The organism is Bacillus sp. SIMBA_154 (assembly GCF_046536015.1).
Taxonomy (GTDB): domain Bacteria; phylum Bacillota; class Bacilli; order Bacillales; family Bacillaceae; genus Bacillus; species Bacillus pumilus_P.
Genome location: NZ_JAWJBV010000010.1, coordinates 68,284 through 82,344 on the forward strand (window position 1 = coordinate 68,284; position 14,061 = coordinate 82,344).

Sequence of the window (14,061 nt, forward strand, 5' to 3'; positions counted from 1 at the left end):
CGGATTAGGCAATCATTTGTTTCATCTTGCAGGAACATATTTACCTCATTGATTACCGGCTTCACCTAGTTTCACGTTTTACGAAAAAGAAGACCCAAAAAATTCAAAAACAAAGGAGATCCGACCAATGAAAAAAACTATTCTTTCTGTTGCCCTTGCCACTGCTGTTTCTTCAACACTACCAGTATTCGCTGATGCTGCTGAGCAAAAAGCTGCTCCAGTTTCAACAACTGTTCAGCAAACTGTTTTAAACAAAGCTGCTGAAGGTAAAGCATCGACAAATGCGGCAAACGTAAACATTAACTTTGACGTTCTTGGAATTGCAAATGCACTGATCAATGCTGCAAATGCAAACACAAACCGTGAAGGCTTTGTCAAAGGTTTAATGGAGTCTGCTTTCTATGCTGCTGGCGCTAAATACAATGTCATGGTATTTAACTTAAGCCAAGGCTACGAAACTCGTTTTAGCGGAGTCAAAACGTTCGCTACTGTGAAATACGGAAGCATCACTTACGGAGTTTGGGTATTTGAAAATGGATCTTTCACAAATAAAGGTGACGGCGGCTACATCAACTGGGCATTTAGAGGCTGGTTTGACCGTAACGGTGGTTTCGTCAACTTCCGTCGTCCTTAATTCTCGCTTTTATCCATCAATCATACACGCACATGGACCGATCTCAATCATGAGATCGGCTTTTTTTGTGGATAAGATGAATAAGTTTGTGCACGCTGCTTCATGATATAATGCAAGTCTGGAGGGGTGTATATGCTGAAAAAACTTGCAGTGACAAAAAACGGAGACTTGATTGAACATGCAACATTGCAGCAGCTTTCAAGCCCCGATATCGCCTGGTATTGGATTGACTTTCATGCGCCAACGGAAAAAGAAGCAGCGCTGCTGAAGGAATTCTTTCAGTTTCATCCGCTTTCAATTGAAGATTGCTTCCATTATTTACAGCGGCCTAAGCTTGATTTTTATGAAGAGTATTTATTTTTCGTTCTTCATGCGCTCAATCAAAAAACACTTCGTTCAGAGGAAGTGGATCTGTTTGTTGGTGAAAGTTATATTGTCACCTTTCACTTAAAGGAAGCACCATACATTGATCGTGTGATTCGAAAGCTAAAAGCATCTGAACACGCACGAAATAGTGGACCTGAACATCTTGCCTACATGCTGATTGATGATCTGGTTGACGATTATTTCCCGATTATTTATCAAATTGAAGACAGGCTAAATGAGATTGAAGATGAAGAAGGTCATAAAACGTATGGCACTTTAATGAACGAAGTATTCGGGATTCGGTCAGACTTGTTAAAGCTAAGAAGGACAATTATTCCGATGAGAGACCTTTTATACCGTATCGTGAACATGAACATGATGAAAAACGACAAAAATCGCCAAGCCTATTTCAATGACATCTATGATCACCTTCTAAAATTGACAGAGATTGTCGAGTCGAACAGAGACATGACAGCAGATTTAAGAGACAGCTATCAGACGCTGAATTCCAATCGGATGAATGCGATTATGATGACACTGACGATTGTGTCGACTATTTTTATCCCACTGACCTTTATTGTTGGGGTTTACGGGATGAACTTTGATAACATGCCTGAATTGCACTGGAAATACGGCTATTTTGGCGTGCTTATTTTCATGGGTCTGCTCGTCTCGGGTATGCTTTTATGGTTTAAGCATAAAGGGTGGTTCCGGATTTTTAAATAACCAAAAAGCCTGCAGTTCCTCTGCAAGCTTTTTTCTATAGCTGCGGCAAATGCCATACTTTTTCAAGCATGAGATCGTCTAGGCTTTTAAAGGAATACCCCTGTTTTTTAAGAGCTGTGATGGCCTCATCCAGTGCCTCGGCATTGTCTCGTGAGACGGTGTGAAGTAAATAAATCGCACCTGGATGTGCCTGCTTCATCATTTCATCATAGGCATATTGTTTTCCTTTTTGATGATGGATATGCCAATCCACAAAGGCAACTGACCAGAAAACGGTTTGGTAGCCAAGCCTCTTTGTTTCCTTTAATACTCTTTCGCTAAATACCCCGCGCGGCGGACGTAGATAGAGGTTATCTTGTTTTCCCGTAATTTTGTACACCGCTTCATTTACACTGTCTAGCTCTTCTTTAATTTCTTTCGCACTCTTTTTCGTTAAGTCTGGATGGTGATAGGAGTGGTTGCCAATGATATGTCCTTCCTCTGCCATACGTTTCACAAGCTGCGGCTGATCCTTCACGAAGTGCCCTGTCACAAAAAAGGCGCCTGGTACTTGGTGTTTTTTCAGCACGTCTAAAATTTTAAGTGTGTACCCATTTTCATAGCCATTGTCGAATGTGAAGTAAATCTCTTTCTTTTTCGTGTTTCCTAAATAAAAGGCATCATATTTTTTTAGGAGTGTCGTCATTTCCTTTCCAGCATCTGCTGGTTTGTGCTCTTTGCTTTTAGCGAATCCCCAGTGGATGGGCTTATTAGACTCGGCTGCTGCTTCTGACAGAGGCATTGAAACAAAAAGCACACATAAACAGATCAGCATATATTTTTTCATCTACGTCACTTCCCAGTTTTTCTTTTATTGTGCAGAATATGACCGAGACTCATACGTCCATTCACCTGCCAATTTAAAGAAAAAAGCCCGCATCCGCGCGAGCTATTCTTCCTTCCAATCTTTTTTAAACCGTTCATATTTCGCTTCTAGATCGTCAATCATCTGGATCAGTCTGTCTATATCCTCAACGTCTGTTGATTCGGGATCTAATGAATCAATCACATTCATAAACATATCTAATCGGTTCTTTAAATAATCAACCTGCTGCTCTTTGCTGTCTGCTGCCTTGCCCATAAATACACTCCCTTTAGCATTTGTTTATAGCTTATCTTTCTTTCTCTTATAAATCAATTGTCTCCCCCCCTTGCGTATAACGGGCATGGGGCTTAAAATTAACTGTTGGCGGGTCTGCGTTTGCCCGAATGAAAAGGAGATAGATACCATGAATCAAAAAACAGCACTTCGTCCGATCACACCTGCATACGACCCTTGGGAAGCCTATCTCGATGTGCAGGATTACGGAGAAATGAAGCTGACAAATATTGAACTGACGACAACGACTTTATGTAACATGAGATGTGAGCACTGTGCGGTTGGCTATACCTTGCAGCCAAAGGACCCACATGCACTGCCACTTGATTTGCTGCTTCGCCGTTTAGAGGAAGTTCCGCTTTTGCGCTCACTAAGTATTACAGGCGGAGAGCCAATGCTTTCTCTCAAGTCTGTGCGGGAATATGTCGTACCTATATTAAAGTATGCCCATGAACGCGGCGTCCGCACACAAATCAATTCAAACTTAACACTTGATTTGGCGCGTTATGAAGAGATTATTCCATACTTAGATGTTCTGCACATTTCACATAACTGGGGCACTGTCGAAGAGTTTGCAACGGTCGGCTTTGCGATGATGGATAGAAAACCAACCTTGCAGCAGCGCGAAAAATTATTTAACCGCATGATCGAAAATAGTCAGGCACTTGTGAAAGCGGGTGTCACAGTATCCGCTGAAACCATGCTCAATAAGCGCACGCTTCCTTACATTGAACACATCCATCGTCAAATCGTGGAGGAGATGAAATGTCAGCGTCACGAAGTTCACCCGATGTACCCAAGCGATTTCGCTAGTGCACTTGAGTCATTAACGCTTCCGCAAATGCGTGATGCGATTCATCAGCTGCTTGATATTCGTGATGAGAACACATGGATGCTGTTTGGCACCTTGCCATTTTATTCATGCAGCACAAATGAAGAAGACCATCGCCTCCTAAAGCGATTGCGCCAGGAGAAAAATATCACTGTACGAAATGATCCTGACGGCCGCTCAAGGTTGAATGTGAATATTTTTGATGGGAATATTATTGTGACAGACTTTGGCGATACGCCGCCGCTTGGAAATATTGAAACCGATACATTGCAATCTGCATATACACGCTGGATGGACACGAAATTAGCGAAAGAACTGAATTGTCATTGTCCAAGTGTGCAATGCCTTGGTCCGAATGTTCTTGTGAAAAACAGCTATTATCAAGATGTTGATTTTACTTCTCGTACAGCCAGGGGGTAACCGATAAATGGACGATACATTTCTGACAGTGGTCAAGAACAAATACATTGAAATTCTAATTGTTGGGCTTGTTCTTTGGTTTGCCGTCTTTATTATCAACAAAGCCCTTCAAATTTTCTTTAAACGAACGGAGTTTATTGAAGATAAGAAGAAGAAAACGATCGAGAGCTTGGTCAAATCTGTGACGAAGTACACAGCTTCAATTTGCTTTGTGTTCTATGTCATTTCTCTCTTCTTTCATGACTTTGGAAAAATTCTTGCTGGTGCTGGTGTTGCCGGAATCGTCATCGGTTTTGGCGCCCAGACGCTGATTCGTGATATTTTAGCAGGCATCTTCCTGATCTATGAACGGCAGATTCATAAAGGTGACTACGTGACGGTGAATAATCTCTTTAATGGAACCATTGAAGAAATTGGTCTCCGTTCTCTGCAAATTAGAGAATGGAGCGGCAAGCTGTTAACCATTTCTAACGGAGACATCCGGCAAATTCAAAACTACAACATACATTACATGCGTATCACGGAGTCGGTGTTAATTAGTGCCAATCAGAACCCAGACATCGCCTTTCAAGCGCTTGAATCAGCTTGTGACCAGCTGAATCAAATGCATCATGATTTTCTCAAAAAAGATGAATTCCAAAACGCCATTGAACCCTTTCAGGTTCATGGAATTATGGGTCTCAATAAGCTTAATCGCGGGATAGAAATCACTGTGAAAGGGATGGTCGAAGATGAAAAATACTTCGAAGCCGCCCTCGCTGTACGTAAAGAAATCATCAAGCAGCTTCATAAGCACGATGTCAAATTGCTTGAAGAGCTCGTTTATCCTCAGCCTGCAAAATAACCTCATTCTTTGTGAGGTTATTTTTTGTCATTGTTTTTTGTTAACCAGTTAATTATAATGTTATTTAGTTAGTCAGTTAATAAAAAGAGAGGATGTTTATAGATGACAAAGGCAGAAGCGATTTTTTTCATCAAGAAAATGTATCAGGAAGTATTAACTGAATTAGATGTACAAAAGGTGGAGACTTATTTTTCTCCTGACTATCAGCAAGTGACCGATGGAAAGGTCTCCATGCTTGATGAATTTAAAAAGCATCTATCCACATTAAAAGAAATGACAAAACAGCTCAAGATCCCCGCCTTTCATGATGTGTTATTTGATGAAGAGACGCAGCAAGGATGTTTTCGTTACACTGTACATGTCGAGCTGACCAGCGGAGATCGTGGTCTTATAGATGTAATGGCTTTATTTACTTTATTAGACGGCAGGATCATTCAATGTGACGAGCTGACTAGACCTCATGAGAAACATGAGACGCTTGAACAGCTTGGACACATCAGCTAAGGAATTTCTTCATTTCGGCCCTCTTGCTTCTATCCCCTTGACTGATTCATGTATAATAGAGGGCAGAATGATTTCATGCAGCATGGGGACCCTCATACTGTGTATTTACTAAGTGAAAGAGAGTGAATAAGATGGGTCGTAAGTGGAACAACATTAAAGAAAAGAAAGCATCAAAGGATGCCAATACAAGTCGTATTTACGCAAAATTCGGGCGTGAAATCTATGTGGCTGCCAAACAAGGTGAGCCAAACCCAGAATCAAACCAAGCACTTCGCTTTGTCCTAGAACGTGCAAAAACATATAGTGTCCCAAAACACATTGTGGACCGTGCGATTGAAAAAGCCAAAGGTGGTTCAGAAGAGAACTTCGATGAGCTGCGCTATGAAGGATTTGGTCCAAACGGATCGATGGTGATCGTCGATGCCCTCACCAATAACGTGAACCGTACAGCTTCGGATGTTCGTGCGGCTTTTGGGAAAAACGGCGGAAACATGGGCGTCAGTGGATCTGTTGCTTACATGTTTGACCAAACTGCGGTCATCGGTGTCGAAGGGAAAAGCGAAGAAGAAACGCTTGAGCTCTTAATGGAAGCAGACATTGATGTACGTGACATCATGGAAGAAGATCAAACGGTCATCGTCTACGCTGAGCCAGATCAATTCCATCACGTACAAGAAGCATTCAAACAAGCCGGTGTCGAAGAATTCACTGTCGCCGAAATCACGATGCTTCCACAAAACGAAGTGACATTAGATGATGAATCTAAAGCACAATTTGAGAAACTAATCGATGTATTAGAAGAGCTTGAAGACGTGCAGCAGGTTTATCATAATGTGGATTTAGGGGAATAAAAGGAAATTTTGCCATAACATAAGTTTATTTAAATAAACTTATGTTATGGCTTTTTTATTTAAAACTCATAATATCTTTTGAAAGCAAAACTTTATATTCAAATTAGGAAAAGCGTATCTTAATAGAGTAAAGTTAAATATTCTATTATTGTGTAAAATTTAACAAAAAAGGTTTACTACTCCTTTGTCTAGTTGTATTATAGTGATTACGAGAAATAATACATAATTTTATATATAAAAGTTAGGTGGTGTTATTATTTTTAAAATATGGTGGAAACAGTATTTTGGATTTATGATCATACCATTTATTACTATGGGGTTTATCTTTAACAACTTCTCTCACTTTACAAAAATTATCTATTTCCTTTTCCTTGCTTGGTTATTATTTAATGTTATTGACTTTTATAGAAGTGAGGTAAGAAACAAAAAGGACAAAAAGTCATGAAAGGGGGTGTAGACGTTGATATTTGAAATAGCCACGAAATTTTTTTTAACTATTGCAACAGCAACGGAAATAGTTAATGCTGTAAATAATGGTTTAGGAATTCTAACGATAATAGGACTTGCTGGTGCTACGTATGGCTGGGGAGCAATTGCTTACCCACTTATTAGAGGTGCTGTCGCAAAGTGGGGAACAAAACAGGCAATACACTGGTAGTATACTAGATTTAACAAAGAGGAGAGGATTCTCTCCTCTTTTAATGAAAGGTTGTTCTTACGTTATGAGATTTTTCAAGATTTTTTATCAGCCATTAGAATTGATGTACTCTCTTAATAAAAAACCTAACATAGCTCTTCCATTATTATTTTCTGCTTTAATACCCTTACTTTATATTCAAGTCATTTTTGAACGCTTTGAACATGTGGAAAGCAAGTGGTTATATTTAATAGCTTTAGGTATGAGTTTTTTTTCATTAATGACTTTTTTCATTACTTCTTTTACCATCTATTTGTTATTAAATACTTTTATGTTAGATAGAGAAATCAGTTTCAAAACGACCATTTCAATTTATGGATTTAGTCAAATGCCAAAAATCTTTTTTGCCATCAGCCTTTTATTCTTTCCATTTTTAGATAACACCAATATATCTCAGTACGATCATTTTCTAACAGCCCTTGCCATCTTTATCATAAATCCCTTTAATATCTGGAGATATATGTTGTTAATATGTGGATTTCATGTACTAATCAACATGAAAATAAAAAAATTAATTGCTATTGCGATAATTTTCGTAATCATTGAGGTATGTATTATATTTTTCGGAAGTGATATAACTCATATTTTTAGATAAAGGAGAATCATTTTTCTAATGAGAAATGTACTAACATATATTTATTTTAGACAAAAATCTTTTTTTTACTATCGACTTCCAAAATTAAAAATAAAAAATGACTTATTTGTTTATGTCGCTCTATCCGTCATTCTTTTATTCAGCGCAGTTTTTACCACTATAATGACTCAATTATATACCAATCATTTATTTTTACATAACGAGATCTTTTACATATCAACTTTTTTCATCATTACTTTTTTATTAACAGGAATTCAGCAATCCATTACAAATACTGTTTATAAAACATCTACAAAAAATGACCTGAAATTATTAATTGTATCACCACTTTCTTTTCACGAGTTGTTACTAGCAAAATATTTTGAAACCACATTTTTGAAAGAGGTTTTAATCTCTTCAATTCTTATTCCAACACTTTTTTTATATCATTATTCACAAATAGGTTCGGTTTTTTTAGGCATTGTATTTACACTTAACTCTGTATGCTTTCTTTATATAATGAAATTTGCGGTTTTCTACTTATCTGTCATTGGGTACCGTTATATTGCGACAGCATACCAATTGTTTTTTTCAATTCTGAGAATTTTTGTTTTGTCTATATTAGCTGTTATTTTTTTATCCAACAAAATAGATTTCCAATCTCATTCAATGCTTAATTGGTTTTTCAACTGGATATCCAAAATGCCTTTTGCGATTTTACCAAAAATTTTCCAATATAAATTCATCATTTTTTTACAAATTTCATTATTAATCATCGTTATGTTATTGATTCGAACTTCTTTTTCTAATGGGGTAAGAGCACATTTCATTGGTGAAAATTCAAAAAAAAGAAAGGTTAAAACAATGATTTCTCACCTTTCCTTTCATGAAAGAAAGGAGCTGTCTCTCATCCAGTTAATGATTGCTTACATCAAAAGACAAAGAAAACAAGAAATTATTATGACATACTTGCCTTTATTTAGCTCGCTATTTTCTATCATACTTATTTTATATTTGCTTTATTATAGAATACCAACATTTATGAATGCTAATGAGAGTTTAGTTTTTATCATTCTGTCAGCTGCCATTGTTAAAATGTTATCAGATACATATTGCTTTCTCGCAAGCATCGATTTTCATGGTGCACGTTTTCAACTTCTGAAATTGACTGGGATTCATCCCAAATTCATCGTACGAAGTCACATTATTCTCTCTAGTTCAATTAATATCACGCTGTTCATTATCCTTTTTACAATAGCTGCAATCATATTTCAAATGTCTTTCCCTTTCTTTATTTTCATTTGTGTTATGGCAATAACACAAATGATCTTATTCAATTGTATTTATTTCTTATCAAGCATTAGTTATCCAGAATTTAAAAGAAATTTTGTAAGTAATCTTCCTTCAAGCAAAGCAAAAATGACTGCGAATTTGCTAATTCTATTTTGTTTTTTGCTGGAAGGACTGATGCTAATCATATTTGATAAACAGCATTACCTTGCTTTTATTATCTCTACATTGATTTATTTGATATTTATTTTTATTATTTTGAAAATCTCTAGTCTTAAGATACAATTTCTTAATTTAAATAAGTAAAAAGGGGAAGTAAAATGTTAAAGTTAGATAATATTCATGTCCAAATTAACAACAAATCCATTCTCCATGATTTGTCTCTTCATGTTAAGCCACATGATTCTGTTGGTATTATAGGAAAAAACGGCGCAGGAAAAACGACTCTATTTGAGATCATTTGTGGCATACGATTAACTGATGATGGCGTTATCCGCTTTTTAGATAAGCAACCTAAGGATCGTCATTATTCAAGTCACCTTTTCTTTGTACCTGATGATTCTCTTGTATATGAATACTTAACTGCATCCGAGTATATCAATTTTGTTTCTAGACTCTACAACAAAAAGTTAGACTCAACAGAAATCAATACTATGCTTTCATTCTTTGAACTTGACTACCTGTCCAACAAATTAATTAGAGACTATTCTAAAGGAATGAAAATGAAATTAGCTATTTCACTTGCTCTTTTATTAAAACCTCGATTACTTATTTTAGATGAACCCTTTAATGGGCTAGATCCATCTAGTTGTATTAAATTAGTTCAGAAGCTAAAAGAATTTCTTCAATTTGGAAGTGTGCTTTTTTCATCACATACTTTAGATTTTGTTGAAGAGCTCAGTCACTCTACATATCTTCTTCGGAATCAGCAATTAACAAACGTGACGACAGAAAATTTAAAAGAGCTGTTTACTGATGAGTAAAGCAATTAAGAGTTACTTAAAAGATTTTTACCATGCTTTAAAAGTGCTTATTTTACCTTCTATTTTCTTCATAACAATTGGAATGGTCATGGGATTTTATATGACAAACGGAGATTATTCAGAGGATATTGTTAGAATAAATGATCAACGTCATTTTTTTGATTATTTCTTTCAAAATTTATCTATATGTATCATGATGATAGTTGGAATGGTTACTTTTGGTTTATCTAGTGTATACATATTGTTTATCAATGGATTAATGATTGGTGGAGCTTTTAAAATTTCGATTCCGTATTTAATGCATCCTTTACAATCATTACTTCTTATCTTACCTCATGGTATAAGCGAATTGATGGCTATTATGATTTCTGGTGGTATTGGTTTTATCCTTCTGAAAGAGGCCATCCTTTTATTGTTTGGTAAAAAGAAGAAAATAAATTTTAGAAATATATGTAAAATTACTTGTACAGGGCTTGTGCTAGTAACTATACTATTATTTTTCTCGGCCATCATAGAGTTTTATATCACGCCTGACATTAATAACTTTACGACAAATTAAACCCCCTCTTCTATAGTGAAAGAGGGGGTTTTACTATGTTAATTCATCCCTTGAAACCCAAACGTCAGGTGATCCTGCACAGGAATCCATGCGCCGATTCCTTGTGAGGTCACGTTTTTCACGACGAGTTTGCGTTTATTTCCTTTTAGCACAAGGTACACTTCTCCGTATGTGACCTTTCCTTTTTCGTTAATGGCTGGTGCAAAGGCATGAAGTGATGCTGCTTTTTTCGGAGAAACATGGTATGACTGATCTCGTTTTGTTCCTGCGCCAATCACCGTGTCGAAGGCGAGCGGCAGCTTTGTTTTTTGGATGGCTTTTTGCATCATCAATGTTTTCACATCTTCTGGGTTTGGTACTTTTGCTGTGAGCCCTCCGCTTACTTTCACTTGCTGCTTTTGAACATATTTGCCGATGGCTGTTTTGTTTCCGCCTCTGTTATCAATGTGATTGGTGTTCACTTTTTTGTATTCCCAGTTGGCGACGGTTTCATTTGAATCGTAGCTCAGTGCCCATCTTCCGAGGAAAATGGTCGCACGATATCCAACAGCTAACGGCGTTCCTGAGATGCTGGATTCATTCAGCATTTTAATCAAATGGGTATTTTCAATCGGTACATTCGTTGTTTTAAATAATTCGGCCGTCAGCTCGCTCGGCTGAAGCAGCGGCTGATCTTGTGACGCGTTTGGATACGTATTTTCCTTTGAGATACTGGCGACAGACGATGGTATCTTAAACGGCTTAGCCGCCTCGGCTGGAAAGCTGTATAGAAAACTTAAGGATAAGAGAACAACAAACATGATGCGGGGCATCTTTTTCATATCATCACTCTTTCTCATTCATTTTTCCATAGTATTTTCCGCAAAGACGTCCCTTATCCACAAAAGATTATAAAAGGAAAAATCCAATCGCCATAATAAAATAGGCAGCGAGTAATGTGGCCCCTTCAAACCAGTTCGTATCACCATCATTTGATAGAATGACCGTCAGTAAGACAGCGGATGCCATTGCAATGAGTTCTGGTAAGGAAAAAATCAGCGGCATCTGCTTTTCGAAAAAAAGAGAGCTGATGACAAGGATAGGCGCCACCATCATGGCGACCTGAAGCGTTGAGCCGAAGGCAATTTCCACCGCCACATCCATTTTGTTTTTATACGCCATGATGATAGCAGAGGCGTGTTCCGCTGCATTGCCGACGATAGCGACAATAATGACCCCGATAAACAGCTCACTCCAGCCAAATTGTTCTCCGACCGTGTCAAATGTATGAACGAGCCGCTCTGAAATGTACGCAACTGCAATCGTTGCAAGCAGCAGGATCACAGTGGCAAACTTCCCGGACCATTCAGGTGTTTCTTCTTCCGTTTCAGATTTACCGTTCACGCTCTCCTGCTTGGCAACATAGACTCCTCGGTGGCTGACCAGTTTGAAATAAAGCGCTGCGACATATATCAAAATCATCACAATGCTAATGCCAATACTTAAAACAAATTGTCTATCCTCTGCCATCTCCATTGAAAACACTTCTGGAATGACAAACGCCACAATGATGGCAAACATGAGCAAGCCAGAGTTGTGCCTTGCATCGTGGACATTGAACTCTTGGCGCTTATATTTTAATCCGCCAACGAAAAAAGACAGCCCTGCCACGAGCAGTAAATTCCCGATGACCGATCCAGTTAATGAAGCAAGTACAATGGCAGTCAGCCCTTGCTTTAAGGCAAAAAACGAAATGATTAACTCCACTGCATTTCCAAATGTAGCGTTTAATAGTCCACCGATTCTTGGCCCCGCAATGATGGCAAGACTTTCTGTGGCTCTTCCCATAAAACTAGCAAGACCAATAATGGCGATACAATAAACAGCGAACATGACAACCTGCGGGAAGTGAAGAAAACTGCCAATGACAGATAGTGGAACACCGATTGCGACAATCACAAGAAACAAACGATTCATACAGCCATTCTCCTTTTCATATGTCTGACTGTTATTCTTTCGTGAGTGCCGGCATCGTATACATTTAGATTCGCTCGTGTGACATGGTGATGTCGATACTTCCTTTAACGGATTGCACCATGGAACAATGCTTCATTGCAAGCTTCATCACTTTTTCTATTTGTTCATCAGAGGTACTGATGCTTTCAAAGGTCATATGTAAGTGGATGCGGGAGATTTTGTTTGCCGCTCCTTCTCTTGTCGTTTCAGGTGTGATGGTCAGCCCTTCATAGAATATTCGTTTTTTCCCGCATACATGAATAAGCATTTCTCCAAAACAACCTGCAATAGCTGAGATGAACAATTGATATGGCCGGTATCCAGCTTCTTCTTTTCCTGAAATATGCAGCTGTCCATCATCAGTATGTGCCACCCACCGATCATTTTCGTATGTCAGCTTCATTCCTTTTCCACCTTTCTATTGAAACCCCTATGGTTCCATTGTACGATGAAAGCATGAACTTGTAAGGAGCTTCTTATGCCGAGAATTCACTTTATGATTTTAATTTTACTTGTATCCGTATCTGGCTTTTCACAGGGAGCGTTACTTCCTGTTATATCCATTATTTTCGAACATGCGGGCACTTCCCCTACGTTAAACGGACTGCATGCCACTGGCTTATATCTCGGCGTGCTGCTTGCATCTCCTTTTATGGAAGCGCCGCTTCGCCGTTTTGGTTTTAAGCCGTTAATCGTCATTGGAGGCGCTGCGGTCTTTTTAAGCTTGTTCAGCTTTGTCTTTTTTGAATCTTATGTCGTCTGGTTCTTCCTGCGGCTTATGATTGGCATTGGTGACCATATGCTGCATTTCTCCACACAGACGTGGGTGACCTATGCTTCGTCATCTAGAAATCGCGGGCGGAATATTTCATTGTACGGGTTATCCTTTGGACTCGGTTTTGCCGCTGGGCCTTTTTTAACTCCACTGATTGAAATCAATCCATCATTGCCTTTTATCGTTTCTGGTGCCGTTAGTTTATGTATTTGGCTGCTTGTGTTTGTTTTAAAAAATACATATCCAGATACAGGCGAAATGCAGACGTCAGAGCAAACAAACAGTTTGAAGCGCTTCAAAAAAGCCTTTCAATTTGGCTGGGTGGCCTTTATGATGCCTTTTTGCTACGGCTTTTTAGAAACGACGCTCAATAGTAACTTCCCTGTGTATGCACTAAGAAGCGGGGTGACAGTAGATGCTGTTGCATTTATTTTACCTGCTTTTGCCATTGGAAGCATTGTCTTTCAGCTTCCTCTTGGCATGCTCAGCGACCGGTTTGGCAGACGCCGAATCATTTTATGTGTCACACTCGCTGGGTCCTTCTTTTTCCTTTTGGCAGGTATTTTCATTCAATCCGTTTTGACTGTTGCAATTTGTTTCTTTATTGCCGGAATGGCTGTAGGCTCTACATTCTCACTTGGCATCAGTTATATGACCGACTTATTGCCAAAGCATCTGCTTCCTGCCGGTAATTTAATGTGCGGGATGGCGTTTAGTGCAGGCAGTATTCTTGGACCGGTTCTTGGAGGAATCTTTGTTCAAACGTTTGAGGGGATGAATTTACTTTACCTTGTCAGCATCGTGATTCTATTCGTGTTTTGCTGCGTTCGATTTGGGAGAACGACGGCAATGGTTGAAACTAATTAAAATGGA

16 protein-coding genes are annotated in these 14,061 nt (G+C 38.4%); 11 read left to right on the forward strand and 5 right to left on the reverse strand.

Annotated elements, in window-relative coordinates:
• The first annotated feature begins 127 nt into the window (after window positions 1-127).
• Both R0K30_RS14150 and corA read left to right on the forward strand, forming a co-directional pair.
• A complete protein-coding gene (locus R0K30_RS14150; protein ID WP_410611317.1) occupies window positions 128-634 on the forward strand; it encodes a stress protein in 507 nt (168 codons plus the stop codon).
• 132 nt (window positions 635-766) lie between these two features.
• Window positions 767-1,726, forward strand: coding sequence for a magnesium/cobalt transporter CorA (corA, locus tag R0K30_RS14155; RefSeq protein WP_099727651.1), 960 nt, complete (start codon window positions 767-769; stop codon window positions 1,724-1,726).
• Window positions 1,727-1,760: 34 nt separating this feature from the next.
• On the opposite strand, the gene pdaA is transcribed toward corA, so the two are convergent.
• Window positions 1,761-2,540 (reverse strand): delta-lactam-biosynthetic de-N-acetylase, encoded by a 780-nt coding sequence (pdaA, locus tag R0K30_RS14160; protein WP_410611370.1) that lies wholly within the window; start codon window positions 2,538-2,540, stop codon window positions 1,761-1,763.
• A gap of 114 nt (window positions 2,541-2,654) precedes the next feature.
• The gene (locus R0K30_RS14165) at window positions 2,655-2,846 is read right to left on the reverse strand and encodes an SE1561 family protein (protein ID WP_034323464.1); all 192 of its coding nucleotides are present in this window, start codon (window positions 2,844-2,846) and stop codon (window positions 2,655-2,657) included.
• A gap of 148 nt (window positions 2,847-2,994) precedes the next feature.
• Between R0K30_RS14165 and yfkAB the strand changes: the two genes are divergently transcribed.
• From yfkAB to R0K30_RS14205, 8 genes are all read left to right on the forward strand, one after another.
• Window positions 2,995-4,116 carry a radical SAM/CxCxxxxC motif protein YfkAB gene (gene yfkAB, locus R0K30_RS14170; protein ID WP_249705292.1) on the forward strand — a complete coding sequence of 374 codons (1,122 nt, stop codon included), beginning with the start codon at window positions 2,995-2,997 and terminating at the stop codon, window positions 4,114-4,116.
• A 7-nt stretch (window positions 4,117-4,123) separates the two neighbouring features.
• On the forward strand, window positions 4,124-4,960 hold the full coding sequence (locus R0K30_RS14175; protein WP_099727654.1) for a mechanosensitive ion channel family protein: 837 nt from the start codon (window positions 4,124-4,126) through the stop codon (window positions 4,958-4,960).
• Between the two features lie 102 nt (window positions 4,961-5,062).
• On the forward strand, window positions 5,063-5,464 hold the full coding sequence (locus R0K30_RS14180; RefSeq protein ID WP_249705291.1) for a nuclear transport factor 2 family protein: 402 nt from the start codon (window positions 5,063-5,065) through the stop codon (window positions 5,462-5,464).
• Window positions 5,465-5,595: 131 nt separating this feature from the next.
• Complete coding sequence (locus tag R0K30_RS14185; protein WP_099727656.1) at window positions 5,596-6,315, forward strand: YebC/PmpR family DNA-binding transcriptional regulator; 720 nt, start codon at window positions 5,596-5,598, stop codon at window positions 6,313-6,315.
• A 578-nt stretch (window positions 6,316-6,893) separates the two neighbouring features.
• Window positions 6,894-7,607: a YIP1 family protein gene (locus tag R0K30_RS14190; protein ID WP_410611322.1), complete on the forward strand. Its 714-nt coding sequence runs from the start codon at window positions 6,894-6,896 to the stop codon at window positions 7,605-7,607.
• 18 nt (window positions 7,608-7,625) lie between these two features.
• Entirely contained in the window at window positions 7,626-9,182 is a 1,557-nt protein-coding gene (locus R0K30_RS14195; protein ID WP_410611324.1) for a hypothetical protein, read from the forward strand.
• A gap of 14 nt (window positions 9,183-9,196) precedes the next feature.
• Complete coding sequence (locus tag R0K30_RS14200; RefSeq protein ID WP_060595779.1) at window positions 9,197-9,859, forward strand: ATP-binding cassette domain-containing protein; 663 nt, start codon at window positions 9,197-9,199, stop codon at window positions 9,857-9,859.
• Window positions 9,852-10,418 carry a stage II sporulation protein M gene (locus R0K30_RS14205; protein WP_410611327.1) on the forward strand — a complete coding sequence of 189 codons (567 nt, stop codon included), beginning with the start codon at window positions 9,852-9,854 and terminating at the stop codon, window positions 10,416-10,418. Before R0K30_RS14200 ends, R0K30_RS14205 begins: the two co-directional genes overlap by 8 nt.
• Window positions 10,419-10,456: 38 nt before the next feature.
• Here R0K30_RS14205 and R0K30_RS14210 read toward each other — a convergent pair whose 3' ends face one another.
• The 3 genes from R0K30_RS14210 to R0K30_RS14220 all read right to left on the reverse strand — a co-directional run bounded on the left by R0K30_RS14210 (window position 10,457) and on the right by R0K30_RS14220 (window position 12,816).
• Window positions 10,457-11,239, reverse strand: a complete 783-nt coding sequence (locus R0K30_RS14210; protein WP_410611329.1) for a YfkD family protein — start codon at window positions 11,237-11,239, stop codon at window positions 10,457-10,459.
• A 67-nt stretch (window positions 11,240-11,306) separates the two neighbouring features.
• Complete coding sequence (cax, locus tag R0K30_RS14215; RefSeq protein ID WP_099727657.1) at window positions 11,307-12,374, reverse strand: calcium/proton exchanger; 1,068 nt, start codon at window positions 12,372-12,374, stop codon at window positions 11,307-11,309.
• Window positions 12,375-12,438: 64 nt separating this feature from the next.
• Window positions 12,439-12,816, reverse strand: coding sequence for an OsmC family protein (locus R0K30_RS14220; protein WP_410611332.1), 378 nt, complete (start codon window positions 12,814-12,816; stop codon window positions 12,439-12,441).
• A gap of 75 nt (window positions 12,817-12,891) precedes the next feature.
• Between R0K30_RS14220 and R0K30_RS14225 the strand changes: the two genes are divergently transcribed.
• Window positions 12,892-14,055, forward strand: coding sequence for an MFS transporter (locus R0K30_RS14225; RefSeq protein ID WP_410611334.1), 1,164 nt, complete (start codon window positions 12,892-12,894; stop codon window positions 14,053-14,055).
• The last annotated feature ends 6 nt before the right edge of the window (window positions 14,056-14,061 follow it).

Excerpts from the sequence above, each read along its gene's own strand:
- R0K30_RS14195 (WP_410611324.1), top strand. The coding sequence starts at position 7,626 with ATGAGAAATGTACTAACATATATTTATTTTAGACAAAAATCTTTTTTT.
- R0K30_RS14185 (WP_099727656.1), top strand. The coding sequence starts at position 5,596 with ATGGGTCGTAAGTGGAACAACATTAAAGAAAAGAAAGCATCAAAGGAT.
- R0K30_RS14220 (WP_410611332.1), bottom strand. The coding sequence starts at position 12,816 with ATGAAGCTGACATACGAAAATGATCGGTGGGTGGCACATACTGATGAT.
- R0K30_RS14225 (WP_410611334.1), top strand. The coding sequence starts at position 12,892 with ATGCCGAGAATTCACTTTATGATTTTAATTTTACTTGTATCCGTATCT.
- R0K30_RS14150 (WP_410611317.1), top strand. The coding sequence starts at position 128 with ATGAAAAAAACTATTCTTTCTGTTGCCCTTGCCACTGCTGTTTCTTCA.
- R0K30_RS14165 (WP_034323464.1), bottom strand. The coding sequence starts at position 2,846 with ATGGGCAAGGCAGCAGACAGCAAAGAGCAGCAGGTTGATTATTTAAAG.
- cax (WP_099727657.1), bottom strand. The coding sequence starts at position 12,374 with ATGAATCGTTTGTTTCTTGTGATTGTCGCAATCGGTGTTCCACTATCT.
- R0K30_RS14210 (WP_410611329.1), bottom strand. The coding sequence starts at position 11,239 with ATGAAAAAGATGCCCCGCATCATGTTTGTTGTTCTCTTATCCTTAAGT.
- R0K30_RS14190 (WP_410611322.1), top strand. The coding sequence starts at position 6,894 with ATGGCTGGGGAGCAATTGCTTACCCACTTATTAGAGGTGCTGTCGCAA.
- R0K30_RS14175 (WP_099727654.1), top strand. The coding sequence starts at position 4,124 with ATGGACGATACATTTCTGACAGTGGTCAAGAACAAATACATTGAAATT.
- pdaA (WP_410611370.1), bottom strand. The coding sequence starts at position 2,540 with ATGCTGATCTGTTTATGTGTGCTTTTTGTTTCAATGCCTCTGTCAGAA.
- corA (WP_099727651.1), top strand. The coding sequence starts at position 767 with ATGCTGAAAAAACTTGCAGTGACAAAAAACGGAGACTTGATTGAACAT.
- R0K30_RS14205 (WP_410611327.1), top strand. The coding sequence starts at position 9,852 with ATGAGTAAAGCAATTAAGAGTTACTTAAAAGATTTTTACCATGCTTTA.
- R0K30_RS14180 (WP_249705291.1), top strand. The coding sequence starts at position 5,063 with ATGACAAAGGCAGAAGCGATTTTTTTCATCAAGAAAATGTATCAGGAA.
- yfkAB (WP_249705292.1), top strand. The coding sequence starts at position 2,995 with ATGAATCAAAAAACAGCACTTCGTCCGATCACACCTGCATACGACCCT.
- R0K30_RS14200 (WP_060595779.1), top strand. The coding sequence starts at position 9,197 with ATGTTAAAGTTAGATAATATTCATGTCCAAATTAACAACAAATCCATT.